This window comes from Sphaerisporangium sp. TRM90804 (assembly GCF_029846175.1).
Lineage (GTDB): Bacteria > Actinomycetota > Actinomycetes > Streptosporangiales > Streptosporangiaceae > Sphaerisporangium.
In genome coordinates, this window is record NZ_JARWAC010000015.1 from 364,505 (window position 1) to 388,070 (window position 23,566).

At 70.7% G+C, this 23,566-nt stretch carries 23 protein-coding genes; 15 read left to right on the plus strand and 8 right to left on the minus strand.

The genetic code is table 11. The annotated features are described in order from the left end of the window. Window positions 1–230 precede the first annotated feature (230 nt). Window positions 231–1,070 carry a L,D-transpeptidase gene (locus tag PYR91_RS20235; RefSeq protein ID WP_279781687.1) on the plus strand — a complete coding sequence of 280 codons (840 nt, stop codon included), beginning with the start codon at window positions 231–233 and terminating at the stop codon, window positions 1,068–1,070. Window positions 1,071–1,240: 170 nt separating this feature from the next. Here PYR91_RS20235 and PYR91_RS20240 read toward each other — a convergent pair whose 3' ends face one another. Beyond that, window positions 1,241–2,164 (minus strand): AraC family transcriptional regulator, encoded by a 924-nt coding sequence (locus tag PYR91_RS20240; RefSeq protein WP_279781688.1) that lies wholly within the window; start codon window positions 2,162–2,164, stop codon window positions 1,241–1,243. Window positions 2,165–2,335: 171 nt separating this feature from the next. Between PYR91_RS20240 and PYR91_RS20245 the strand changes: the two genes are divergently transcribed. Beyond that, window positions 2,336–2,746, plus strand: a complete 411-nt coding sequence (locus tag PYR91_RS20245; protein ID WP_279781689.1) for a DUF2000 family protein — start codon at window positions 2,336–2,338, stop codon at window positions 2,744–2,746. Between the two features lie 31 nt (window positions 2,747–2,777). Here PYR91_RS20245 and PYR91_RS20250 read toward each other — a convergent pair whose 3' ends face one another. Beyond that, window positions 2,778–3,404, minus strand: coding sequence for a Uma2 family endonuclease (locus tag PYR91_RS20250; protein ID WP_279781691.1), 627 nt, complete (start codon window positions 3,402–3,404; stop codon window positions 2,778–2,780). Window positions 3,405–3,527: 123 nt separating this feature from the next. Next, a complete protein-coding gene (locus PYR91_RS20255) occupies window positions 3,528–4,181 on the minus strand; it encodes an SSI family serine proteinase inhibitor (protein ID WP_279781692.1) in 654 nt (217 codons plus the stop codon). Between the two features lie 268 nt (window positions 4,182–4,449). Here PYR91_RS20255 and PYR91_RS20260 point away from each other — a divergent pair, with 268 nt between their 5' ends. The 4 genes from PYR91_RS20260 to PYR91_RS20275 all read left to right on the plus strand — a co-directional run bounded on the left by PYR91_RS20260 (window position 4,450) and on the right by PYR91_RS20275 (window position 10,923). Beyond that, on the plus strand, window positions 4,450–5,958 hold the full coding sequence (locus tag PYR91_RS20260) for a hypothetical protein (RefSeq protein ID WP_279781693.1): 1,509 nt from the start codon (window positions 4,450–4,452) through the stop codon (window positions 5,956–5,958). Between the two features lie 191 nt (window positions 5,959–6,149). Next, window positions 6,150–7,370 (plus strand): serine protease, encoded by a 1,221-nt coding sequence (locus PYR91_RS20265; RefSeq protein WP_279781695.1) that lies wholly within the window; start codon window positions 6,150–6,152, stop codon window positions 7,368–7,370. A gap of 566 nt (window positions 7,371–7,936) precedes the next feature. After that, the gene (locus PYR91_RS20270) at window positions 7,937–9,472 is read left to right on the plus strand and encodes a hypothetical protein (protein ID WP_279781697.1); all 1,536 of its coding nucleotides are present in this window, start codon (window positions 7,937–7,939) and stop codon (window positions 9,470–9,472) included. 356 nt (window positions 9,473–9,828) lie between these two features. Continuing rightward, a complete protein-coding gene (locus tag PYR91_RS20275) occupies window positions 9,829–10,923 on the plus strand; it encodes a trypsin-like peptidase domain-containing protein (protein ID WP_279781698.1) in 1,095 nt (364 codons plus the stop codon). Window positions 10,924–11,032: 109 nt separating this feature from the next. Here PYR91_RS20275 and PYR91_RS20280 read toward each other — a convergent pair whose 3' ends face one another. Both PYR91_RS20280 and PYR91_RS20285 read right to left on the minus strand, forming a co-directional pair. Further along, window positions 11,033–12,397 carry a hypothetical protein gene (locus tag PYR91_RS20280; RefSeq protein ID WP_279781700.1) on the minus strand — a complete coding sequence of 455 codons (1,365 nt, stop codon included), beginning with the start codon at window positions 12,395–12,397 and terminating at the stop codon, window positions 11,033–11,035. Between the two features lie 522 nt (window positions 12,398–12,919). After that, window positions 12,920–14,050: an NADP-dependent malic enzyme gene (locus PYR91_RS20285; RefSeq protein WP_279781789.1), complete on the minus strand. Its 1,131-nt coding sequence runs from the start codon at window positions 14,048–14,050 to the stop codon at window positions 12,920–12,922. A gap of 460 nt (window positions 14,051–14,510) precedes the next feature. Between PYR91_RS20285 and PYR91_RS20290 the strand changes: the two genes are divergently transcribed. After that, window positions 14,511–15,065, plus strand: coding sequence for a CGNR zinc finger domain-containing protein (locus PYR91_RS20290; protein ID WP_279781702.1), 555 nt, complete (start codon window positions 14,511–14,513; stop codon window positions 15,063–15,065). On the opposite strand, the gene PYR91_RS20295 is transcribed toward PYR91_RS20290, so the two are convergent. After that, window positions 15,023–15,370 (minus strand): S24 family peptidase, encoded by a 348-nt coding sequence (locus PYR91_RS20295; protein ID WP_279781704.1) that lies wholly within the window; start codon window positions 15,368–15,370, stop codon window positions 15,023–15,025. The two genes, PYR91_RS20290 and PYR91_RS20295, sit on opposite strands and share 43 nt — an antisense overlap. 89 nt (window positions 15,371–15,459) lie before the next feature. Between PYR91_RS20295 and sodN the strand changes: the two genes are divergently transcribed. The 3 genes from sodN (at window position 15,460) to PYR91_RS20310 (ending at window position 17,304) form a co-directional block, all read left to right on the plus strand. Next, window positions 15,460–15,861, plus strand: coding sequence for a superoxide dismutase, Ni (gene sodN, locus PYR91_RS20300; protein WP_279781706.1), 402 nt, complete (start codon window positions 15,460–15,462; stop codon window positions 15,859–15,861). A gap of 208 nt (window positions 15,862–16,069) precedes the next feature. Beyond that, window positions 16,070–16,507 (plus strand): anti-sigma factor, encoded by a 438-nt coding sequence (locus PYR91_RS20305; protein WP_279781707.1) that lies wholly within the window; start codon window positions 16,070–16,072, stop codon window positions 16,505–16,507. After that, complete coding sequence (locus PYR91_RS20310; RefSeq protein WP_114033944.1) at window positions 16,504–17,304, plus strand: RNA polymerase sigma factor SigF; 801 nt, start codon at window positions 16,504–16,506, stop codon at window positions 17,302–17,304. Before PYR91_RS20305 ends, PYR91_RS20310 begins: the two co-directional genes overlap by 4 nt. A gap of 6 nt (window positions 17,305–17,310) precedes the next feature. On the opposite strand, the gene PYR91_RS20315 is transcribed toward PYR91_RS20310, so the two are convergent. After that, the gene (locus PYR91_RS20315) at window positions 17,311–17,688 is read right to left on the minus strand and encodes a hypothetical protein (RefSeq protein ID WP_279781708.1); all 378 of its coding nucleotides are present in this window, start codon (window positions 17,686–17,688) and stop codon (window positions 17,311–17,313) included. 59 nt (window positions 17,689–17,747) lie between these two features. On the opposite strand from PYR91_RS20315, the gene PYR91_RS20320 reads away from it, so the two are divergent. Both PYR91_RS20320 and PYR91_RS20325 read left to right on the plus strand, forming a co-directional pair. Further along, on the plus strand, window positions 17,748–18,701 hold the full coding sequence (locus PYR91_RS20320) for a diacylglycerol kinase family protein (protein WP_279781709.1): 954 nt from the start codon (window positions 17,748–17,750) through the stop codon (window positions 18,699–18,701). A gap of 286 nt (window positions 18,702–18,987) precedes the next feature. Next, window positions 18,988–19,242 (plus strand): WhiB family transcriptional regulator, encoded by a 255-nt coding sequence (locus tag PYR91_RS20325; protein ID WP_279781710.1) that lies wholly within the window; start codon window positions 18,988–18,990, stop codon window positions 19,240–19,242. A 66-nt stretch (window positions 19,243–19,308) separates the two neighbouring features. Here the strand turns inward: PYR91_RS20325 and PYR91_RS20330 are convergent, their stop codons facing one another. After that, a complete protein-coding gene (locus PYR91_RS20330; protein ID WP_279781712.1) occupies window positions 19,309–20,766 on the minus strand; it encodes a PAS domain-containing sensor histidine kinase in 1,458 nt (485 codons plus the stop codon). Window positions 20,767–20,935: 169 nt separating this feature from the next. Between PYR91_RS20330 and PYR91_RS20335 the strand changes: the two genes are divergently transcribed. From PYR91_RS20335 to bioD, 3 genes are read left to right on the plus strand one after another with little or no spacing between them, the layout of a single operon-like run. After that, entirely contained in the window at window positions 20,936–22,090 is a 1,155-nt protein-coding gene (locus PYR91_RS20335) for an 8-amino-7-oxononanoate synthase (RefSeq protein ID WP_279781714.1), read from the plus strand. Continuing rightward, window positions 22,087–22,821 carry a GntR family transcriptional regulator gene (locus tag PYR91_RS20340; RefSeq protein ID WP_279781716.1) on the plus strand — a complete coding sequence of 245 codons (735 nt, stop codon included), beginning with the start codon at window positions 22,087–22,089 and terminating at the stop codon, window positions 22,819–22,821. Before PYR91_RS20335 ends, PYR91_RS20340 begins: the two co-directional genes overlap by 4 nt. 10 nt (window positions 22,822–22,831) lie before the next feature. Continuing rightward, window positions 22,832–23,548, plus strand: a complete 717-nt coding sequence (gene bioD / locus PYR91_RS20345; protein ID WP_279781718.1) for a dethiobiotin synthase — start codon at window positions 22,832–22,834, stop codon at window positions 23,546–23,548. Window positions 23,549–23,566 lie beyond the last annotated feature (18 nt).

The window sequence follows — 23,566 nt, forward strand, 5'->3', positions numbered from 1 at the left end:
ACAGCACGACGCCCAGAGGGCCCGCCCGATCTTCCGGCGGGCCCTCAGGCTCTTCCCCCCCGGCAAGCCCGAACGTCCCACACCGCGCCCACCGGTGCGTTCGACCTCCACACCGAGCGCCCGGGCTCGGCGACGAAGGCCTTCCTCCACGAGCGGCAGGCCCGCGCGGCACCTGCGCCCGCCGCCACCCACCCAGTCCCGACGCAGCCGGCAGCATCCCGGGGGGTCACATGTACGTCCGCCGTCAGTCAGTACGCACTATCGCCATCATCGCCGCGGCGGTCGCCGCCGTGGTCGCCGTCCTGGCGGTGATCGTGTACTTCACCGTCAGAAAGGCCGACCGCGAGCTGGCCGCGCCACCTGCGCCGCCGAAGCCGGTCATCCCGGTCGCGCTCACCAAGAAGCAGATCGCCGCCCTCCCCCGCGCGACCACCTACGGCAAGCTGAGCGAAGCGAGCGTCGACACCGCACCCACGTCCGGCGGGGACGGCCGGATCCTGCACCCCACGGCCGCCAAGGTCGTGTACGCCGAGCCGGGCGGCCCGCCCATCGCGGTGCTGCCGGTCAAGCAGCTCGGCAACCCGACCTGGGTCCCGGTGATCGAGACCCGCCCCGAGTGGACGCGCGTCCTGCTGCCGACCCGCCCCAACGGCGCGACCGGCTGGATCCACACCGGCGGCGGCGGTGTGAAGCAGGACCGCAGCCCCTACCAGGTGCGCGTCAACCTGACCCAACGCCGCCTCACCCTGCTCAAGGACGGCCACGAGACGGGTTCCTGGCCGGTGGCCATCGGCGCCCCCGCCACCCCCACCCCCGTGGGCCGCACCTTCCTGCTCGCCTCCCTGACCCCGCCCGAGGTCACCTACAGCCCGCTGATCCTCCCCCTGGGCTCCCACTCGGAGAAGCTCGAGACCTACGAGGGCGGCCCCGGCACCATCGGCCTCCACGGCTGGCCCGACGACAGCACCTTCGGCAAAGCGGTCTCCCACGGCTGCGTCCGCCTCCCCAAACCAGCCCTCAACGCCGTCTCCCGCACCCCCCTGGGCACCATGATCGTCATAACCAAGTAGGCAAGCGGTCCCGGCCACCTGGCCGGGACCGCTTCAGGTTCTTACTCGGGGCATCGGTTGGCGACGCGGAGAGCACGCGCGCGGAGCCGCACCAGCGAGCCGGCCGAGGTCGCCGGCTGGTGGTCGCCGGCCGGGGGGCGCCCAGCCGACGGCCCCCTGCGCGTGGCGGGTCAGGGCGTGGGGGCCGCTTGCCGGTAGGCGCCGGGGGTCACGCCGTAGTAGCGGGTGAACCAGCGGGTGAGGTGGCTCTGGTCGGTGAAGCCGGTCATGGCGGCGACGTCCGCGAGGGAGCGGCCCTCGGCCACGAGGCGCCGGGCCTCGCGCAGGCGGACCTGGCGCTGGTAGTCGCTGGGGGCCATGCCGTAGACCGCCTGGAACGACCGGTAGACGGCGAAGCGGCTGCGCCCGGCGGCCGAGGCGAGGTCGGCGGCCGAGAGGTCCCGGTCGTCGGAGTAGTGCAGCACCTCCCGCACCACCCGGGCCGCGCCGACGTCCACCCGCCCTCCCTCGACCGCCCACCCGTCCAGCCGTCCCGGTCTCGCGCCCCCCGCCTTCGAGGCGCTCCCGGCGGACGTGTCCCCCACCCCGTCCAGCCGAGGGAGACGCGCAGACGCCGGCACACGGGCGGAGGCCCGTCGAGCGGCCGCCAGGACGACGGCGTCCAGCAGCTCGTCCCGGTGCAGCGGGGTCGCGTCGCCGAGCAGCGCCTCGTGCAGGGCGCGCAGGCTGCGCGCCAGCTCCGGGTCGTGGATGACGGGCTCGGTGAACAGGGGCAGCCCCACCTCGCGCCCGGCGGCCTCGCCGAGCACCTCGGCCACCAGTTCGGGCCCGACGTGCACCATGCGGTAGGTGAACCCCCGCTCGTTGGTCGCGTGCCCGTCGTGCGGGTCGTCGGGGTTGAACGCCATGATCATGCCCGCCGCACTCGTGTGCGCCGCCCCCCGGCAGGTGAAGCTCTGCGCCCCTTCCTCGGTCATGCCGAACGAGTACGCCTCGTGGCTGTGCCGGTGATAGACGTGCCGCTCGAAGTGCGCGTACATCGCCTCCAGCGACCGATCCGGAGAACGCCAGTACCGCGACCAGTCCCGAGCCATACCCCATTCTCCCCACCCACCCGGCCAGACGCGGCGCACGCCGGCCCGCCACACGCGGCGCACGCCGGCCCCGCCGCGCGCGGCGAATGGCCCGCCGGCCCGCGTGCGGCGGACGACCGCCCGCGCACCGGCGTACAAGACCCACGGCGCGTGCCCCGCCAACCTGGTCGCATGCGTTTCGACACCAAGATCGGCATCGTCGTCCGAGAGGACCTGGCCGACTGGCAGAAGCTCAACGTGACCGCGTTCCTGGCGAGCGCCATAGCGGGCGGAGCCGAGGACGTCATGGGCGAGCCCTACGCCGACGCGGCGGGCAACACCTACCTCGCCATGATCCGTCAGCCCATCCTCGTCTACTCCGCCGACGCCGAGGCCCTGGCCCGCACCCACACCCGCGCCCTGAGCAGAGACCTGCCCACGGCCGTCTACATAGAGGACATGTTCAAGACCACCCACGACGAGGCCAACCGCGCCGCCGTCCTGGAAGCCCCCGCCGACGCCCTCCCCCTGGTGGGCCTGGCCGTCTACGGCCCCCGCACCCAGCTGGACAAAACCCTCAAGGGCCTGACCCTCCACACCTGACACCCGCCCCGGGCCCAGGCTCGCCCTGGGCCTAACGCGGCCGGCGGGCCCCCGCGAGCGCGGCCGGTTCGAACTCGATGGGGAACGGCTCGGCGACGGACAACGACCGGCCCGCCCGGGCCTCGGCCAGCGGCTCGTACTTGCCGTCGCGCTCCCGGAACACCTCCACCAGGGGCCGGACGCCACGCCCGTGCGACTCGACACGCATGAACACCGGAACACCGGCCTCTGCATAAGACGGAGGCTTCACCACGTAGTCGCGCTTACCGTTCCCCGGACCGACGATCTCGACGACCATCAGCACGTCGTCCGCGCCCAGCACGACGGATCCCCGCGCGATCGGCTCCGCCCGGCCCACGACCACGTCAGGGATGAACCCCTCCTCGCCCACCTGGACGTTCGCCGCCTCTACCACCTCGACGTCATCCGGCGCCGCGTCGAGAAGAATGCGGACGAGCCGCTGCGCGCAAAGGGCGTGGTCGGTGGCGGGGGCAGGACTCACCACAAAACTCCCGTCGATCAACTCGACACGCTCCTCGGTTTCCGGAAGCGCGAGCCAGTCTTCGACGGTGTAAGGCCCGGGATGATCAGGAAGCAGCACGAGATGAGCCCGCCCGCCACGTGGCACGAGCCATCCCTCCTGGGGAAGCGCGCTCACCCGGTCTCCTTCCACACCAGCAGTCTGCACCGTCTCAGCATGACGAGCCAGTCAGCGCGACGACCATAGCCCGATCGCGATGCGTATGCGGAAGAACACCTAAGGTGATCAACGACTGTGTGTTCAGAAGTCGAAGACGGCTCCGGTGTAGGCGCGGAGTTCGCAGGGGTTGCCGAAGGTGCGTTCGTAGGAGAGGCGGCTGCCGCCCCATAGGCCCGCGCCGAAGACGGTGACGGGGTTGTACTCCTTGGTGCAGCGGGCGTCCGGGGAGACGTGCAGGTCGTTGAGGTTGGCGGAGACACGGTCCAGTTGGCGGCAGGCCTCGTCGGCCTTGGTGTGGGTGCCGCCTTTGGGCGTGCACTGGAGGTAGGCGACGCGGTCGGCGGGGGTGGCGTTCTCGCCCCGCGCGATGGTGAGCAGGAGGACGCGGCTCACGGGCTGGCGCTTGGGGACGCCGGCTTCGCCGTGGTGCGCATGGGCGGCGTCGCGCAGGGACTCGGTGCCGGGAGCGTGCGGCGCCGCTTTGACGTTCGCCCGCTTCGCTTTCAGCTCGGCCAGCCGGGTCAGCTCGGCCAGCCGGACGCTGGGCATGGACAGCCGGGCGCCGGGGGCCGAAGGCTGGGCGCCCGCCGGCGCGAACGACGGCGCGAGGAACGGGCGCGCGGGCGTGACCGCGGAGGCGGGCCGGGACGTCGGCGTGGCGGCGGTGGCGGGTGGGGCTCCGGTGACGCCAAGGGACAGGGCCGCGGTGCTCAGGACGGTGAAGAGGTGTCGCATTCGGATCCCCCGATCTCGCTGGACGGTGAGTGGCCGCCGGTTTCCCGTGCGTCCGCTCGCCGATCAGCGACGGTCCCCTGATCGCGAAGCGAAGTTGGACGCACCAGTTACATCTCCGGTTCCGCCCGTTTCATAACAAGCCGGTAACGGACTGTGAGTTTTGTCCACTTTCGTAACGTGTGACCAAGATCGCCGGAGTACGGTCTCAGGTGTCTCTTTACGTACGCATGGGACCTTCCCGGGCATCCCATGACAAAGAAGGAGTGCAATGAACCCCCGAGCCAAGCGTCTGATCCTGCCCCTAGGCGGCGCACTCGTCGTCACGGGCATGATCGGCGTCACCCTCACCACCCCCGCCGGCGCGCAGGCCAAACCCGTTCCCCTGGAGTCGGGCAAGCTCGCCAGCAGCGGGATCGACGCGAAGGCCATCGCGGGATCCTGGACGCCGAGCAAGCTGAAGTCCGCCAAGAACTACCTTGAGGACTCCACGCTCTCCGGCAAGCTGAAGAAGAGCACCAGCAAGGCGTCCGCGGACGGCAAGGCCGGTTCGGTCGCGCCGATCGGCGCCGGCGGCAAGACGGCCGGAGTCTCCAAGAACGTCAACCTGCCCACCAACGTGGGCAAGGTGTTCTTCAACGTCGACGGCAAGCCCTACTGGTGCTCCGGCACGTCGATCCAGTCGAAGTACCGCAACCTGGTCGCGACGGCCGCGCACTGCGTGTACGACACCGACAAGAACCGGTTCGTCGACAACTTCGTCTTCATCCCCGGCTACTACAAGGGGAAGGCGAACTGGGGCGTCTACGTCGGCGCGAAGGTCAACCTCCACGACGACTTCAAGGTCTACGAGGACTACGACTACGACTACGCGTTCGTCAACGTCTACAACGGTGTGAAGCAGACGGGTGACAAGGTCGTCGACAAGACCACCTACGACGCCGCCAAGGGCCCGAAGTGGGCCAAGGACGTCGAGATCACCAAGGACGAGTACCAGAAGTGCTTCGACGAGCACGGCGGCGAGACCGCCGACTGCTGGTCGAAGACGACGGGCGCCGAAGTCGTCCTCCCCTGGGGCACCGCCGGCGGCGAGCGGGTCGTCAAGGAGGTCTCCAAGGACGTCTACGACGCGGCGCCCGCGGCCAACTCCAAGAAGAACTACGCCAAGGCCCCCGGCAAGACCGCCACGGAGATCGTGGACGAGGTCACGTACAAGAACTACAAGGGCCTCGGCTACAAGAAGATGGTCGACAGCGCCTACACGATCACCCACTACTACGTGAAGTACTGGGTGAAGAAGTCGACGTCGGTCAAGTACTACAAGACCGTCTTCTACCTCAAGACCTTCGTGGACGCCGGCCGCCTCGGCGACAACGTCGGCGGCCAGGGCTTCACCTGGAACCGCAGCACGAAGGCCAAGCAGTTCAGCTTCGGCTACCCGACCGCGGCGCACCTCGACGGCAACAAGGCTTACACCGGCGAGACCATGAAGTGGTGCTACGGCCAGACGGCCGCCGCCCCCGCGGTCAGCAAGTACAAGGCCGAGGAGCAGCTCGCCATCAAGTGCGCCTTCACGCCCGGCGCCACCGGCGGTCCGTTCCTGATCGTGTACAAGAGCAGCTCGCGGACCGGCTACCTCAACGGCGTCGTGAGCCTGACCCTCGACACCGACGGCAACAAGCGCTACGACCGCATCACCACGCCGTACTTCAACAGCGACACGTACGGCATCTACAAGTACGCCGCCAACCAGTGGACCGGCAAGTTTACGAGCAGCTGACGCGTCCCGCGCCAGAGTGTGGGGGTCGGCACCGCCCGGCCCCCACCGGCGTACCACCAGCGATCACTCACCACACACGCCTCATAACGATGTGAGTCCAGCTCCGGCCAAGGCGCTGCCATCCCGCTGTTGATCTGGAAAAATCGCCCTTCACCCCTGTCTGCTCGACTTATCACCTGCGGAAGGTTCTGATGCTCCCCCGAGCGAAGCGGATCGCGCTCACACTCAGCGGCGCCCTGGCGGCCGCCGCCGTGATGCTGTCCGCCCTTCCGGGGCCGGCACAGGCGCAGAGCCGGGAGCTGCCGGCGCCCGCCGGGATCACCTCGATTCCGCTCGCGCAGAGCCAGGCAGACAAGCAGAAGGTCCTCGACTGGTGGACTCCGGAGCGGCTGAACCAGGCGAGCAGCTACGAGCCGAGGACCACCACCAGCGCGGTGCCCTCCCCCAGCGGGAGCGCGACCGCCGGCGCCACCGCCCCGGGCTCGGCCCTCGCCACCGCGGCGGCCGGCGCGCGAGCGTCGTCGTCGACCGGCGCGGCACGGGCGGGAGAGGCCAGGGCCGTGGACGGCTCCGTCCCGCCGAAGGCCGCCCCCCGGACGCTCACCTCCAAGAACGTGAACCTGCCCCCGACCGTGGGCAAGGTCTTCTTCCGCATCGGCGACGCCGAGTACTGGTGCTCGGCGTCCTCCCTGCACTCCAAGAAGTACGGGAACCTCGTGGCCACGGCGGCCCACTGCGCGTTCGACGTCAAGACCGCCAAGCCGGTCGAGTACTGGGTCTTCATCCCGTCGTACACCGCCGGCGACCGGGCGACGCCGTACGGCGTCTTCGTCGGCCACACGCTGAACCTCAGCGAGAAGTTCGCGGTCATGGGCGACTTCGACTACGACTACGCGTTCGTCACCGTCCACCACGGCTACCGCTGGGACCCGTACAAGGACGCGAACGGCGTCGTCAAGAAGGACCTCAAGGGCCTGCCCATGTACAAGGGCGTCGACACCGGTCGCCTGGAGGGCAACGTCGGCGGCCAGGGCTTCGCCTGGAACCGGGGGGCGGTGGTCGCGGCCTACGCCTTCGGGTACCCGGCCGGCCCCCATCCCGACGGAACACGGCCCTTCACCGGCCGGAAGATGGAGTCCTGCCTGACCACGGCCACCAGCAAGGTCGCCTCGGCGAAGTGGTCGCTGGAGAACGGCGTGCTCTTCAAGAAGTGCGCCTTCACGGCCGGGGCGAGCGGCGGCCCATGGGTGATCAAGTACAGCGGCGCCAAGCGCATCGGGTACCTCAACGGCGTCAACAGCCTGACGTGGGACCTCAACGGCGACGGCCGCTACGACGGGGTGTCCTCCCCGTACTTCACCACCTCGACCTACCAGGTCTACGCGTACGCCGCCCGGCAGAAGACCGACTAAGGCCCGCGCGCGTGATCACCTGAGACAGACCCTTCGCTGAGGGCCCGGCACCCGCCGGGCCCTCAGTCGTCTCCGGGGCCGCCGGGGTGCCGCCGGCCCGCCCTCCGGCCGTCGAGCACCGCTGTGGCCTGGTCGCGCCTCCGGCTCGTCCATGCGGAAACCGTTGTTCCGTTCCAGGGGGGACGATGCTCCACCTCCGTCCGTTATGTCCGCTTCTCACCGCGGGTGAGGGCGTTAGACGTAACGACCCCCGCCATCGGCTCCATGGTTTCGGTGTGATCTGCGTCACACCCACCCTTCGGACGTTACCGAACGGTTCACTCCCGTCACAGTGATCCCCTCGGCCCCACTCCGGCTCTGATCTGGGTGGATATCCCCGCGTTGGGGCGACTTGACAGGAGATGTTCACCGAACGAGCGATCACGACAAGATCACGGCCGGACGAAGGCGTAAAAATCGCATCGTTTCCGGTTACCGCGGACAAGATCTTGTCGGTATGTTCTGGCTATCCCTTTACTGACGCATGGGGCGCAAGATGCGTTCCACGTCCAGCCCAAGGAGCTTTCTTGAACACCCGAGTCAAGCGTCTCGCCCTCCCCATCGGTGGCGCCATCGCCGCCACCAGCATGATCGGCGCCACCCTGGTCACGTCGGCCAACGCGACCACCGCCCCCGTCAAGAAGACCGTGTCGCTCGCGTCGGCGAGCACCGCGCAGAAGACCGCGGACTTCTGGCAGAGCAACCGTGGCGCCAACCTCAGGGCCGCCGCGCAGTTCACCGGCGACCAGCAGACCTCCGGCAAGGTCAAGCTGGGCGGCGGCGACGCTGAGCCCGACGGCAAGACCGGCACCGTTCCCCCCACCGGTCTTGAGAAGGTCACCCCGACCAAGGTCAAGAACGTCAACCTGCCCAAGACCATCGGCAAGGTGTTCTTCACCGTCGGTGACAAGGAGTACTGGTGCTCCGCGTCGTCGGTGCAGGCCAAGTACCGCAACCTGGTCGCCACCGCCGCGCACTGCGTGTTCGACGAGAACGTCCAGGAAGGCGCCCTCGACAACTGGGTGTTCATCCCCGGCTACTACCAGGGCAAGTCCCCCTGGGGCATCTACGTCGGCAAGACCGCGTACACCCACTACGACTTCGCGGTGTACGAGGACTACGACAGCGACTACGCCTTCGTCACGGTCTACAACGGCATCTCCTACGCCGGCGAGAAGGTCGTCACCAAGGACGCCTACGACAAGTGGCAGGGCTACAAGTACGCCAAGGACACCGAGATCACGAAGGTCGAGTACGACAAGCTCGTCGACGAGTTCGGTTCCAAGGCGCCGGTCTGGACCAAGACCACCGGCAGCGAGACGATCGTCCCCTGGACGACCGCCGACGCCGACATCGCCACCAAGGAAGTCACGAAGGAAGAGTTCGACAAGGCTCCCGCTGCGGGCTCCAACGTCAACTTCCAGAAGGCCCCCGCTCTGACGAACACCGAGATCGTCGACGAGGAGACCTACACCAAGTACGCCGGTCCCGGCTACAAGAAGATCGTCGACTCCGCGTACACGATCACGCACTACTTCGTGCAGTACAAGGTGAAGACGGGCAGCAGCACCAAGTACTACAAGATCACCTACGTGATCGAGCTGTACAAGGACGCCGGTCGCCTGGGCGACAACGTCGGTGGCCAGGGCTTCACCTGGAACCAGAAGGTCGGCCAGCCGGTCTTCGCGTTCGGCTACCCCGCGGCCCCGCACCCCGACGGTGACAAGCCGTTCACCGGCCTCACGCCGAAGTGGTGCTACGGCAAGACCTTCGCCGCCAAGGCCGCCGCGAAGTTCAAGGCCGAGGCCCAGATCGGCCTCAAGTGCTCGATGACCGCCGGCTCCTCCGGTGGCCCGTGGCTGCTCAAGTACAGCAGCACCAAGCGTCTCGGCTACATCAACGGTGTCTCCAGCCTCATCGGTGACGCTGACGCCAATGGCCGGATCGACTTCAGCACCTCGCCGTACTTCGACAGCGAGACCTACGCGATCTACAAGTCGGCCGCCAGCCTCTGGTCCGGCAAGATCGTGGCCGGCGACGGCGACCTCGTCACCAAGGCCTGATCGTCTAGCCAGCTAGAGCACGACGCCGCATAGCGGTACCAGCGGGACCCGGCACGAAAGTGCCGGGTCCCGCGCTGTTTGAGGCTCCGCTCCCCCCATGTGATTCGCGTCACACAGGGAGCCGAGCCGGGCTCGCCACGGGCCGCGGGCACGGGTCGTTGGACCGTTTCCACCAGTGGCTCGCCGCCCGCGCCTCCCCACCCGGGGGCGTGTCAGAAAAGCCTGTTCAGCCGGGCTGTGATCGGGGCCGTTGGTTTAGGCCCATTCCTATGATCCGCCCCGATAGGTTCTTAACCGCCCCTTTCGTGGGGTCAGTGGGGCAGGAGTCACCTCCTGCGGCATAACAAGGAGTCTCATTGAACACCCGAGTCAAGCGCATCGTGCTCCCCCTTGGCGGCGTCGCCATCGCCACCGGCATGATCGCCGCGTCCCTGGCCACGGCCGCCGGCGCCGCCTCCTCCGCCGCTCCGGCGAAGGACGGGCTGGCCACCAGCAAGGCCGCCGCGCTGAAGACCGTCAAGGCGTGGACCGCCGGCAACGGCAAGCGCCTCAAGGCCGCCACGAAGCTGACCGAGGACGGCGCCGTCACCAGCAAGATCAAGCTGGGCGGTGGCGAGGCGGAGCCGGACGGCAAGTCGGGGACCATCCCGCCGATCGGCATGGAGAAGGTCACCCCGACCAAGGTGAAGAACGTCAACCTGCCGAGGACCATCGGCAAGGTGTTCTTCCGCCTGGACGGCAAGGACTACTGGTGCTCCGCGTCGTCGGTGCAGGCCAAGTACCGCAACCTGGTCGCCACCGCCGCGCACTGCGTCTACGACACCGACTCCAACCGCGACACGCTCGACGAGTGGGTGTTCATCCCGGGCTACTACCAGGCCAAGGCTCCCTGGGGGATCTACGTCGGCCAGTCCGCGTACACCAGCTACGACTTCGCCGTCTACGAGGACTTCGACAGCGACTACGCGTTCGTCAGCGTCTACAACGGCGTGACCGCCGACAGCTGGAACAAGCCGGTCTGGGAGGACGCCGGTCGCCTGGGCGACAACGTCGGCGGCCAGGGCTTCACCTGGAACGCCCCCATCGGCCGCACGGTCTACGCCTTCGGCTACCCCGCGGGCCCGCACCCCGACGGCGACAAGCCGTTCACCGGACAGACGCCGAAGTACTGCTACGGCAAGACCTCCGCCGTGGGCCCCGCCTCCGCGTTCAAGGCCGAGGCGCAGATCGGCATCAAGTGCTCGATGACCGCGGGCGCCTCCGGCGGCCCCTGGATCACCCAGTACAGCAGCACCAAGCGCCTGGGCTACATCAACGGCGTGACCAGCCTGGTGGGCGACTCCAACGGCGACAGCCGCTACGACTTCGCCACCTCGCCGTACTTCGACAGCGAGACCTACGGCATCTACAAGAAGGCCGCCAACCTCTGGACCGGCAAGCTCGCCAAGTAGTGCCCCCGAGCGCCGGACGTCCCCGGCGCTGATCGACCCAGGAGGGCCCGGCTCCGGCCGGGCCCTTCGGCGTTCCCGCGCCCCGCCGGGGCCAGACCGCCAGGAAGGCCTACGCGGCCGGGGCCAGCTCCCTGGTGCGCCGCACCAGCGCGGCGACGGCCGGCTCGCCGCCGAGCGGCTCCAGCCTCCTGCGCAGGTCGGCGACGTACGACCGGGTGCGCACCGACTGCAGGCCGGCCGCCAGATCCAGCGCCGAGGCGCCCGCCTGGCAGGCCTCGTCGACCTCCCCGCACAGGGCGTGCGCCGAGGCCAGCAGCGACAGGTTGAACATGCGCCCACGCACGTAGCGTCCGTCCATGTCGAGCGACCTGCGGGCGTACCGCACCGCCTGGGGCCCGTCGCCGAGGTCGCGGAAGCAGTGCGCGTACTTCGCCGCGAGATACGCCTCGTCGAAGTAGCGGATCCACTCGGGCTCCTCCCCCGGCCGCCGCCGGTCGAAGGCGAGGTCGGCCCGGTGCAGCGCCAGGGCGCAGGCCGCGCCGTCTACGAGCGCGGCGTGGGCGTGGGCCTCCAGCACGCACGCCTCGGCCAGCAGCGACGGCACGTCGGCGCGGCGGGCCGACGCCTGCGCCGCCCGAGCCAGGTCGAGCGCGTGCCGGGGCTGCCCTATGTAGATGGCCTGGTGCGCCATGCCGGCGAGGATCTCGCCGCCCAGCCCGTGGTCGCCCGCGCCGCGCGCCAGGCTCAGCGCCTGGATGAGGTGGCGCTGCGCCAGGCCGTGCTTCTCCAGGTCGTAGGCCATCCAGCCCGCCAGCCGGGTGACCTCGGCGGCGGCGGAGGCCAGCGCCCTGCCGGTGGCCTCGCCATAGGCGCCGTCCTTGAGAAGCGGCGCCACCGCCGAGTCGAGGTAGCGGACGACGGCCGCGCGCACCCGGCCGCCGCCGAAGCGGTTGTCCAGCTCGCCGAACGAGCGGGCGACCTCGTGGATGGCCGCGATGTCGGGCGCGCCGACCCTGCGGGTGCCGGTGGCCTCGGGCGCGCCCTCGCCCGGGGAGGTCAGCCAGCTCAGGGCACCGGCCGAGCCCGCGCCGACGGCGAAGGCGGAGTCGAGCAGGAACCTGCGCCTCTCCATGTCCGCCCTCCAAAGTGCTGTCACGGTCTCGACACCCTCCTGCCACGCGTGGTCGAAGTGCTGTCCGAGGTCGAGGGGCGTGGCTCCCCCCGCCATGCCGAGGTCGGCCGAGGTGACCGGGCGGCCGAGCCTCAGCGCGAAGAGCTCCGCGAGCAGCACGGGCACCGGCTCGCGCGGTCGCTGGCCCGCCACCCAGCGCAGGACCGAGCTGTGGTCGTACCGCAGCGGCCCGGGGAGGCCACGCGCGGCTCCCAGCTCGTTGAGCCTGCGGGCCAGCCCCTTGTGGGAGAAGGCCGCCTCGGCGATGAGCTGCCGCAGAAGGTGGTTCGGTTCGCGTCGCATGGTCGTTCCCCAAAGGACGGGTGCGTCCGGTCGAAGGCGCTCCGACCGCCGCATGCCCTTACGCACGTATGTGAAGTCACGTGCGCACCCTCGCCCGACAGTAACGGAGGGTTCCTGTTATAGCACGATCCGTGACATGGGGCGGACATTCCGTAAACTTGACCGAGCGACCGAGGCGCGGGACGGAGCGGCCCGCAAAGGGGGGCACGACGGCCGCGGCCCGCGGACGGAGACACGACGGGCCCGGCGAGCGCGGGGCGGGGAAGGGGACGCCCAACGGAAAGGGGACGCCCAAAGGAAAGGCGGCGCCCGAGGGGAAGGGGGCGCGGAGCGCGGAGACGAAGGCGCCGGGAGAGAAGCGGGGCGCGCGGAGGAAGCGGAGAAGAGGGTGGAGCCTACGGCGGCGTCGCGGCAACGCCGCCGTAGACATTCAGGCGGCTCGAGGGCCGCTCCCGGTGGACGGGGCCCGGCCCGGCCACGGGGGCGGGCGGGATCGTCGCGCGAAGCGGCGGCCTCAAGCGTTCACAGGCGGGCCACACCGTCCACGTGGGCCTGGGCCGCGACCGCCGCGATCACCGCGGGCGCGACCCGGGGGTCGAACGGGCTCGGGATCACGTAGTCGGCGGACACGTCGTCGCCGACGACCGCCGCGAGGGCGTCGGCCGCGGCGACCTTCATGTTCTCGGTGATGGTGGAGGCGCGGACGTTGAGCGCGCCCCGGAAGACGCCGGGGAACGCCAGCACGTTGTTGATCTGGTTGGGGAAGTCGGACCGGCCGGTGGCCACGACCCGCGCGTGCCTGCGGGCGGCGTCCGGGTGGATCTCCGGGGTCGGGTTGGACAGCGCGAAGACGATGGCGTCGTCCGCCATGGAGGCCACGGCGGACTCCGGCAACGTGGAGCCCGACAGGCCGATGAACACGTCGGCGCCGGCCAGCGCCTCCTCGGTGGAGCCGGTGTAGCCCCCGCGGTTGGTGTCGGCGGCCAGGGCCCGCTTGGAGGAGTTCAGGCCCTCACGGCCCTGGTAGATCATGCCCTTGGAGTCGGAGACCGCGATGTCGCCGATGCCGGCGTTCAGCAGGATCCTGGTCACGGCCACACCCGAGGCGCCCGCGCCGGCGACGACCGCGCGGAGCTCGCCGAAGGCGCGCCCGGTCAGCCGCGCGGCGCTGCGCAGCGCGGCCAGCACGACGATGGCGGTTCCGTGCTGGTCGTCGTGGAAGACCGGGATGTCCAGCAGCTCCCGCAGGCGGTCCTCGACCTCGAAGCAGCGGGGGGCGCTGATGTCTTCGAGGTTGATGCCGCCGAAGGAGGGGGCGAGCCGCACCACGGTCTCGACCAGGGCGTCCACGTCGGTGCAGTCGAGGCAGATGGGCACCGCGTCGACGCCGGCGAACTCCTTGAACAGCAGCGCCTTGCCCTCCATGACGGGCATCGCCGCCGCGGGGCCGATGTCGCCGAGACCGAGGACGGCGGTGCCGTCGCTCACCACGGCGACGAGGTTGGAGACCCAGGTGTACTCCTTGGCCAGCTCGGGCTGCTCGGCGATCGCGCTGCAGACCCGGGCCACGCCCGGGGTGTAGGCGAGGGACAGATCGTCGGCGTCGCGGACCGGGATGGTGGAGCGGACCTCGAGCTTGCCACCGCGATGCATGGCGAACGCGGGATCGAGATCGAGGGATTCGAGAGAGACGGAGACTGGCGTGACTGCCACAGCGACCCCTGTGTCGTAAGGACGGATTCCTTCGGTAGACGCCGCAGGCGAACGAGGCCCAGGCTTCTGTAGCCGCCCGGCGGCCGTCGTCGTTGACGGTCGTCTCTTGAGGGGGTACGGGGGTCACCCGTTGCTCGATTGTGCCACATGTCGAGACGCCTGCCGATGCCGGCGAAACGGCGAATCAGCGGACGGACACCGGCTTCGAATGCCCGGGGTCCCGACATATCGTCCAATCTCCCCCTTGTCGCGCTCATACCCGAAGGTCGCACTTTGTTAGTCCAACCAGCACCCCAGAGACCCCCTGGGATCGGCAGGCGGGCGTCCGGGGTGACCGTCGCCCCACCCCTGCGACGGTGAGCCGTGTAATACTCGTCATGCCCACCCATCCATTACAGCCGTGGACGCTGACGTGGACCTGACCTCATACGCCGAGCTGGCGGTCCTGCTGGTCAACAGCGGTGACGCGCTCGACACGCCGGAGGGGGCCAAGCGCCTGCTCGCCCAGGCCGGGCGCGCCCGGCAGGCGGGCCGCCTCACCCGCGCCGACCTGGAGATCCTGCGCGAGCTGCGCCGCGAGCTGGCCGCCGTCTTCGCGGCCGCCGCGCGCGGCGACGAGCAGGAGGCCGTCGACCGGCTCAACTCCCTGCTGGCCCGCCATCCGGTGCGCCCCCAGCTCTCCCGCCACGACGGCCAGCGGTGGCACCTGCACCTCACCGAGGGCGGTCACCTGCCCGACGAGTACGCCGCCGGCGCCGTCATGGGGCTGACCGCCCTGGTGACCGAGCTCGGCGTCGACCGGCTGGGCGCCTGCCAGGCCGCCCCCTGCCGCCGGGCCTACCTCGACACCTCCTCCAACCGCTCGCGCCGCTACTGCTCCGAGCGCTGCGCCAGCCGGGCCAACGTCGCCGCCTACCGCGCCCGCCGGCGCCACCTGAGCGGCCACCGCGGCTGAGACGCCGCCCGGCGCGGCGCGAGCGGCCAGTACCGGAAAAGCACGCGGCCGACGAGCGCGGACCCCGGCACCGCGCCGAAGTCCCAGCTGTCCCTTCGCCCGGGCGCCCGCTGGTTCTCGCTCTCCAGCCACCAGCCGTCGCCGTCCCGCCACGCGGCGCGCTTGACGATCATCCGTGCCGGGTCGTCCGGCAGCCTGGCCACGACCAGGTCGCCGGGCCGCACCCGGGCGCCGCGGCGCACCACGAGCCAGTCGCCCGGGCGCAGGACCGGCAGCATCGAGTCGCCCTCGATGCGCACTCTCATGGATCGCATCCCCTTCCTCCGCAGGGAATCAAGGCGAGTAGGTTGGGAACAGGACAGTGCCGTCCCTCACCACGTACGGAAGGAAACCGATGCTCGCACGACTGCTGCGGCCGGGCCACGTCGCCTCCGCGCACTGCGATCTGCCTTGTGGAATCTACGACCCCGCCCAGGCCCGCATCGAAGCGGAGTCCGTCAAGGCGATCATGACGAAGTACGCCGACAACGACGACCCCGTGTTCCGCGCACGCGCCCTGAACATCAAGGAGGAGCGGGCCGAGCTGGTCAAGCACCACCTGTGGGTGCTGTGGACCGACTACTTCAAGCCTCCGCACCTGGAGCAGTACCCCCAGTTGCACCAGCTCTTCTGGGAGGCCACCAAGCTGGCCGGCGCCGCCGGCGGCAAGGGCACCGTCGAGGTGGCCAAGGCCGAGGAGCTCCTCGGAAAGATCGACGAGATCTCGAAGATCTTCTGGGAGACCAAGGCCGCCTGAGTCCCGGGCCCCCTTTCTGGCCTCGCGTGGCATCATGATCACGCGAGGCCAGAGGCTTGTCACGACCGGGACGTCAAGGCAGGGTCACCGGCGCGTCAGGGAAACCGGCCGCAATCGGGCAAGATCACGACTATCGGCGCGTCCCAGTCCCGCACCGGGGTCCACGGGACGGTAAGTTGCTTATCAGCAGCTCTGCGCGAGGAGGAACGTGACCGACGAGACAGCGACGCGTGCAGAAGGCATCCCCGGTGGTCTCGCGGGGATCCGTGACGCCGTGAGCGTGCGGCTGCCCGCCGCCAGTGCCTACCTGTCGGTGCTCCGGACGGCCACCGCCGGGCTGGCGGCACGGCTCGACTTCACCCTGGACGAGATCGAGGATCTCCGTATCGCGGTCGACGAGGCCTGTGCCATGTTGCTCGGCCACGCCGTGCCCGGCACCGACCTGGTGGCCGAGTTCGAGCTGACCGGCGAGGAGATGATCGTCAGGGTCGAGGTGCGCACGGTGGGCCGGGCCGAGCCCAAGCGCGACGACTTCGCGTGGATGGTGCTCACCGCCCTGGCCGACGACGTCGACGCCGAGACCGACACCCCCGATCGCATGGCCATCGTCCTGCACAAGCGCCGAGGCGTAGCGAGGCCGTTGTGACCGAGAGGACGCGTGCCGTGGCGGGCAGTGACAGCACCGTTCCCGACAGGGTCCGGGCCCGTGGGCTGTTCGGCGAACTGGCGGAGCTGCCCGCGGACGACCCGCGCCGCCAGCGCATCCGCGACGAGCTGGTCGAGCTTCACCTGCCGCTCGTCGAGTACCTCGCCCGGCGGTTCCGCAACCGCGGCGAGTGGCTGGACGACCTCACGCAGGTCGCCACGATCGGGCTCATCAAGTCGATCGACCGGTTCGACCTCGCCCGCGGCGTGGAGTTCTCGACGTACGCCACCCCGACCATCGTCGGTGAGATCAAGCGGCACTTCCGCGACAAGGGCTGGGCGGTGCGCGTGCCGCGCCGCCTGCAGGAGCTGAAGCTCTCGCTCACCAAGGCCATCAGCGAGCTGTCGCAGCGGCAGGGCCGGGCGCCCACCGTGGCCGAGCTCGCCGCCCACCTGCAGATGAGCGAGGAGGAGGTGCTGGAGGGCCTGGAGTCCGCCAACGCCTACTCCACGGTCTCCCTGGACGCGCCCGACTCCGGCGACGACGACGCGCCCGCCGTCAGCGACTCCCTCGGCATCGTCGACGAGTCCCTGGAGGGCGTCGAGTACCGCGAGTCGCTCAAGCCCCTGCTCGAACGGCTGCCGCCGCGCGAGAAGCGCATCCTGCTGCTGCGGTTCTTCGGCAACATGACCCAGTCGCAGATCGCCACCGAGCTGGGCATCTCGCAGATGCACGTCTCGCGGCTGCTCGCGCGCACCCTGGCCCAGCTGCGTGAGGGCCTGACCGCCGAAGACTGACGCGCGTCACTTCTCGATCAGGGCGCGGGTGGTGGGCGGCGCGAGCAGCGTCGCCAGCCCCGCCAGCGCGAGGACCATCAGCAGGGCTCCCATGGCGTACTGCCGCGACTGGAGCAGCGAGACGGCCACCGGCAGCGAGAAGATCTGCGTGACCACGCCGGGCGCCCTGCTCCACCGGGCCGCGTGCAGCAGGCCCCAGGCGACCCACAGCAGCGCCGCGCCGATGAGGACGCCGATCGCGGCGACGGCGGCCGAGCCGCCGACGTCGGCCGGGGAGCCGGCGACGGTCTCGACCCCGACGTAACCGCCGAGCACGACGCCCGCGGCGCCCTCGATCGCCAGGACCGCTGCGGCGACGACCAGCGTCGTCGGACGGCTCACCATAGTCGGCCACCCTACTCGACCGGTGCGGCGGCCCACCGGCCGGTGGATACGCTGGCGGCATGCGCGCACTCCTCCTGACCAACCCCAAGGCGACGTCGACGAACCGGCGCACGCGCGACGTGCTGGTGCGCGCGCTGGGGGCGAGCGTCGAGCTGTCGGTGGAGGAGACCGGCTACCGCGGGCACGCGCGCGAGCTGGTCGGCGCCGCGATCGAGAAGGGGTTCGACGTCGTCGCGATCCTCGGCGGCGACGGCACCATCAACGAGGCCGTCAACGGCATGCTCGCCTTCGACGGCCCCCGGCCCGCGCTCATGGTGATCCCCGGCGGCAGCGCCAACGTGTTCGCCCGCTCGCTCGGCCTGCCGAACGACCCGGTGGAGGCGACCGGCGCGGTGCTGGAGGCGATCCGCGCGGGCAGGCGCCGCACCATCAGCCTCGGCCAGGCGATCTGGGACGAGGGCGGCGCCGCCGGCCCGCCGGGCTCCAGCCGCTACTTCACGTTCTGCGCGGGGCTCGGCTACGACGCCGAGGTGATCCGCGCGGTCGAGGGGCTGCGCAGCGCGGGGTACAAGGCGTCCCCCACCCGCTACGTCTACACCGCCCTGCGGCACTACTTCATGACCGACCGGCGCCACCCGGCGATGCGGCTGGAACGGCCCGGGCGCGCGCCCGTCGAGGGCGTGTTCATGGCGATCGTCTCCAACGCCACGCCCTGGTCCTACATCGGCGCCCGCGCGGTCACCCCGACCCCGCGCGCGGCGTTCGACAGAGGGCTCGACCTGCTGGGCCTGCGCCGGCTGGGTCCGGCGGCCATGGCCAACGTCGTCTGGCAGATCACCCGGGAGGGCGACCGGGCCCCCAGGGCCGGGCATCTGCTGCATCTGCACGACGAGGACGAGTTCACGCTCGCCGCGCACCGGCCGGTCGCGTTCCAGCTCGACGGCGACTATCTGGGCGAGTGCGAGCGGGTGACCTTCCGCTCCGTTCCTGCCGCGTTACAAGTTCTGGTCTAATCCATCACATCTGGTCATAGTGTGATGCATCCGACATCCATAACCGGCAAAACGTTCTCCGAAACCCCTTGCGTGACCTGGGGTTGCCTGAAAAGCTCAACACGACGTCGGAACGTAGGACGTTTGGGAACAACTCCTTCTCAAAGGTCAGCGGCGCTCACGCGGAACTCTTTCCTGGACCCCCACCGTGGTCCGGGCAAATTTTTCGCCCTGCTTAGTGAAAGTGTTCACAAACATCCGTCACCCGGACGGAGCCGCGAGCTCCACCTACGAAGGAGTGGAACGCATGGACTGGCGCCACCGCGCTGCCTGCCGTGACGTGGACCCCGAGCTGTTCTTCCCGATCGGCAACACCGGCCCCGCTGTCATGCAGATCGAAGAGGCCAAGCAGGTCTGCCGCTCGTGCCCGGTGGTCGAGCCGTGCCTGAAGTGGGCCATCGAGTCGGGCCAGGACGCCGGCGTCTGGGGCGGGCTCAACGAGGACGAGCGCCGCGCCCTCAAGCGCCGCACCGCTCGCGCCCGTGCCCGCGCCAGCGTCTGAAACCCGCCGCACAACCAGGTAACTCGCCCCCGTCGCCCCGCCGTGCGCGCTCGCGCCGGCGCGTCGTCACGCGGGCAGTACCGGGATGGTCAGCGACACCTCCGTGCCGCCGCCCTGACGCGGGCTGACGGACAGGCGCCCCGACAGCTCCCCCACGACCAGCGTGCGGACGATCTGCAGGCCGAGGCTGGTGGCCGCGTCGACGTCGAAGCCCTCGGGCAGCCCCACGCCGTCGTCGGCCACGGTGACGTCCAGGCGCTCCTCCGTGCGCGACACGATGATCTTTATGGTGCCGCTGCCGTACGCGAAGCCGTGCTGCACGGCGTTCTGCAACAGCTCGGTGAGGACCATCGCCACCGGGGTGGCGATCATCGCGGGCAGCATCCCGAAACTCCCCACCCGGCGCGGCGCCACGCTCGCCGCCGACACCTCGCGGGTCATGGCGATGACGCGGTCGGCGATGTCGTCGAAGTCGACGATCTCCTCCGGCGTGTGCGACAGCGTCTCGTGCACGATCGCGATCGAGCCCACCCGGCGCACGGCCTCCTCCAGCGCCTCGCGGGCCTCGGGCACCTGCAGCCGCCGCGCCTGGAGCCTGAGCAGCGCCGCGACGGTCTGCAGATTGTTCTTCACCCGGTGGTGGATCTCGCGGATGGTGGCGTCCTTGGTCAGCAGCTCGCGCTCGCGGCGGCGCAGCTCGGTGACGTCCCTGATGAGCACGAGCGCGCCGATCCTGCCGCCGCCGACGATGAGCGGGATCGCACGCAGCTGAACGACGTTGGCCCCCGCCTCGACCTCGGTCTCCCTGGGCGTGCGGCCGCTGGCCACGAGCATCAGGTCTTCGTTGATGGGCTCGCCGGAGTAGCACAGCGCCGCCGTCGTCTTGCCCAGTTCGGAGCCCACCAGGTCGGCGTTGAGCCCCAGCCGGCGGTAGGCCGACAGGGCGTTGGGCGAGGCGTAGGTCACCCGGCCGGAGCGGTCGAGGCGCAGCAGGCCGTCGCCGACCCTCGGCGAGCGGACGAGCACCGGGCCCTCCTCGGGGAAGGGGAACCGGCCCTCGGCGACCATCTGCGCCAGGTCGGACGCGCTCTGCAGGTAGGTCAGCTCCAGCCGCGACGGCGTGCGGGCCGACGACAGGTTGGTCGAGCGCTGGATGACCGCCACGAAGTGGTCGTCGCGCCGCACCGGGATGGTCTCCTCGCGCACCGGCACCCCGCTCGACCAGTCGGGGTCGCCCTCGCGGCAGATGCGGCGCTCGCGCCACGCGGTGTCGATGAGCGGCCGCTCGCCCGCCGTGACGATGGTGCCCACGACGTCGTCGTGGTAGACGGTGGGCCCCGTCGTGGGCCGCATCTGCGCGACCGCCACCCAGGCGGACTCGTCGCGAAGCGGCACCCAGAGGATCAGGTCGGCGAAGGACAGGTCGGCCAGGAGCTGCCAGTCGGAGACCAGGGAGTGCATCCACTCCAGATCGGCGGGATCACAGGTGGTGTGGCGGGCCACCAGGTCGCTGAGAGTCGGCACGTGTGCATCATGCGTGCTAACCCGGGCCGAAGGCGAATCGAGCGGCCTCATGCTGGGAAGATTCCCCGGTGGAGCACAGTCGTGCCCGCGCACTCGTGCAGCGCCCGGCCAGCCGGGGCGGCCGCACCCGACCCCCGGCCGCCGCGTGGCGGCCGATCCGAGTGAGGCCATGAACACCGATCCTCTGGCGCGGCTGCGCACGGCCGCCGCCGAACGTCAGGCGGCCGGGCTCCGGCGATCGCTGCGCCCCCGCACACCCGACCACGACGGCCTGCTCGACCTGGCCTCCAACGACTACCTCGGGCTCTCCCGCGACCCGCGGCTCATCGCGGCCGCCGTGGGGGCGGCCGAGGAGTGGGGCACCGGCTCCACCGGGTCGCGGCTGGTCACCGGCTCCACCACCCTGCACGCGGAGCTGGAGGAGTGCCTGGCGGCGTTCCTGGGCGCGCCGCGGGCGCTGGTCTTCTCCTCGGGCTACCTGGCGAACCTGGCCGCCGTCGCCACACTGGGCGCGGGCGGGCTGGTGGTCAGCGACGAGGGCAACCACGCCTCCATCATCGACGCCTGCCGCCTGTCGCGGGCACGGGTCGTCGTCACCCCGCACAAGGACGTCGAGGCGGTGGAGAAGGCCCTTGCCGGGCGCTCGGAGCGGCACGCGCTGGTGGTGACCGACGCCGTCTTCTCCGTCGACGGCGACCTCGCCCCGCTGGCCGCCCTGCACGACGCGACCGCCCGGCACGGGGCGCTGCTGGTCGTCGACGAGGCGCACTCGCTGGGCGTGGTGGGCCGGGGCGGGCGGGGCGCGGTGCACCAGGCCGGGCTGGCCGGCGCGCCCGACGTGGTGACGACGGTCACGCTGTCCAAATCCCTCGGCTCGCAGGGCGGCGCCGTCCTGGGCGCGCCCGAGGTGGTGGACACGCTGGTGGACACCGGGCGGGCGTTCATCTTCGACACCGGCCTGGCGCCGGCGGCCGCCGCCGCGGCCCTCGCGGCTCTTGGTATCGTGGGCGACCATCCTGAGCTGGCAGGACAGGCTCGTGACAACGCGTCGGCCCTGGCCCGCGCGGCCGTCGAACGCGGCCTCGCGGCCACCGGCCCGGCGGCGGCCGTCGTGGCCGTCGTGCTCGGCCCGCCGGACGCCGCCCTGTCGGCGGCCGCGGCGTTCGCCGGGCACGGCGTGCGCGCGGGGTGCTTCCGCCCTCCGTCGGTGCCGCACGGCCGGTCTTGTCTGAGGTTGACCGCGCGGGCCAACCTGAGTTCGGATGATCTCGCGGTGATCGGAGGCGCGCTCACCGCCGTGGCCGAGATGAAGGTGAACGTGTGACGGAAGACTCCCCCCGGATCCCCAAGTACTACGACGTCAAACGCAGCCTCCTGGAGCTCACCAAGTCCCTGCCCGCGGGCGCGGCGCTGCCGCCCGAGCGGACGCTCGCCGTGCGGTTCGAGACGTCCAGGACCACCGTCAGGCAGGCGCTCACCGAGCTGGTCGTCGAGGGCAGGCTGCTGCGCATCCAGGGGAAGGGCACGTTCGTCGCCCAGCCGAAGGTCGCGCAGGTGCTGCAGCTCACCTCCTACACCGGGGATCTGCGGTCGGTCGGCCTCGAACCCGACACCAAGATCCTCGACATCAACTACGTCACCGCCGACGAGACCCTCGCCCGGCGCCTGTCCATCAACCCGGGCGGGCGCGTGCTGCGCATCCACCGGCTGCGACTGGCCAACGGCGAGCCCATGTCGATCGACACCACTCACCTGTCGGCCAGGCGCTTCTCGCGGCTCCGGCGCGAGCTGGAGGTCAACGCCTCGCTGTACGAGACGCTGCGTAACGCCTACAACGTCGAGCTGACCGACGCCGAGGAGATCATAGAGACGGTGCTGGCCACCCCGTACGACGCCCAGGTCCTCGGCGTGGACGTCGGCCTGCCGATGCTCCTGCTGACCCGGCACGCCTTCGACGCCGCCGGCGACCCGGTGGAGTGGGCCCAGTCGCTCTACCGCGGCGACCGTTACAAGTTCGTCACCCGCCTCCGCAGGCCGCCGAGGAACAGCCCCTAGGGTGGTGCCGGTGAGCGTCCTGGTGGTCACCGGCACCGACACCGGCGTGGGCAAGACCGTGGTCACCGCCGCCCTGGCCGCGCTGGCTCGTGAGCGCGGGGTGCCGGTCGCCGTCGTCAAGCCCGCGCAGACCGGCGTGGCGGCGGGCGAGGCCGGCGATCTCGACGAGGTGGTCAGGCTCTCCGGCGTGACCACCACGTTCGAGTTCGCGCGCTTCCCCGACCCCCTCTCCCCCGCGGCCGCCGCCCGCGCGTCAGGACGCCCGCCGGTCTCCCTGCCGGCCGTCGCCGACCGTGTCATGGAGCTGGCGGAGACGCACCGCCTGGTGCTCGTCGAGGGCGCGGGCGGGCTGCTCGTGCGCTTCGACGAGGAGGGGGCCACGATCGCCGATCTGGCCCGCTCGCTGCGCGCCCCGCTGCTGGTGGTCGCCCGGGCCGGGCTGGGCACGCTCAACCACACGGCGCTGACGCTGGAGGCGCTGGCCGGGCGCGGGCTCGACCTGGCCGGGGTGGTCATCGGGTCCTGGCCGCACGAGCCCGGCCTCGCCGAGCGGTGCAACGTCCCCGATCTGGAGATGCTGGCCGCCCGGCCGCTCGCCGGCGTGCTGCCCGAGGGCGCGGGCGCTCTCGGGCGCGCGGAGTTCGCCGAAGCGGCACGCGCCGGCCTGGGGTCCCCCCTCGGCGGCGGTTTCGACCCTTCCCGGTTCAGGGCAGCCCTTAGTCTGTGACGCAACCGACAAGGGAGC

Excerpts from the sequence above, each read along its gene's own strand:
- sodN (WP_279781706.1), top strand. The coding sequence starts at position 15,460 with ATGCTCGCACGACTGCTGCGGCCGGGCCACGTCGCCTCCGCGCACTGC.
- PYR91_RS20320 (WP_279781709.1), top strand. The coding sequence starts at position 17,748 with ATGCGCGCACTCCTCCTGACCAACCCCAAGGCGACGTCGACGAACCGG.
- PYR91_RS20240 (WP_279781688.1), bottom strand. The coding sequence starts at position 2,164 with ATGGCTCGGGACTGGTCGCGGTACTGGCGTTCTCCGGATCGGTCGCTG.
- PYR91_RS20235 (WP_279781687.1), top strand. The coding sequence starts at position 231 with ATGTACGTCCGCCGTCAGTCAGTACGCACTATCGCCATCATCGCCGCG.
- PYR91_RS20315 (WP_279781708.1), bottom strand. The coding sequence starts at position 17,688 with ATGGTGAGCCGTCCGACGACGCTGGTCGTCGCCGCAGCGGTCCTGGCG.
- PYR91_RS20295 (WP_279781704.1), bottom strand. The coding sequence starts at position 15,370 with ATGAGAGTGCGCATCGAGGGCGACTCGATGCTGCCGGTCCTGCGCCCG.
- PYR91_RS20325 (WP_279781710.1), top strand. The coding sequence starts at position 18,988 with ATGGACTGGCGCCACCGCGCTGCCTGCCGTGACGTGGACCCCGAGCTG.
- PYR91_RS20335 (WP_279781714.1), top strand. The coding sequence starts at position 20,936 with ATGAACACCGATCCTCTGGCGCGGCTGCGCACGGCCGCCGCCGAACGT.
- PYR91_RS20255 (WP_279781692.1), bottom strand. The coding sequence starts at position 4,181 with ATGCGACACCTCTTCACCGTCCTGAGCACCGCGGCCCTGTCCCTTGGC.
- PYR91_RS20265 (WP_279781695.1), top strand. The coding sequence starts at position 6,150 with ATGCTCCCCCGAGCGAAGCGGATCGCGCTCACACTCAGCGGCGCCCTG.
- PYR91_RS20285 (WP_279781789.1), bottom strand. The coding sequence starts at position 14,050 with ATGCATCGCGGTGGCAAGCTCGAGGTCCGCTCCACCATCCCGGTCCGC.
- PYR91_RS20280 (WP_279781700.1), bottom strand. The coding sequence starts at position 12,397 with ATGCGACGCGAACCGAACCACCTTCTGCGGCAGCTCATCGCCGAGGCG.
- PYR91_RS20260 (WP_279781693.1), top strand. The coding sequence starts at position 4,450 with ATGAACCCCCGAGCCAAGCGTCTGATCCTGCCCCTAGGCGGCGCACTC.
- PYR91_RS20245 (WP_279781689.1), top strand. The coding sequence starts at position 2,336 with ATGCGTTTCGACACCAAGATCGGCATCGTCGTCCGAGAGGACCTGGCC.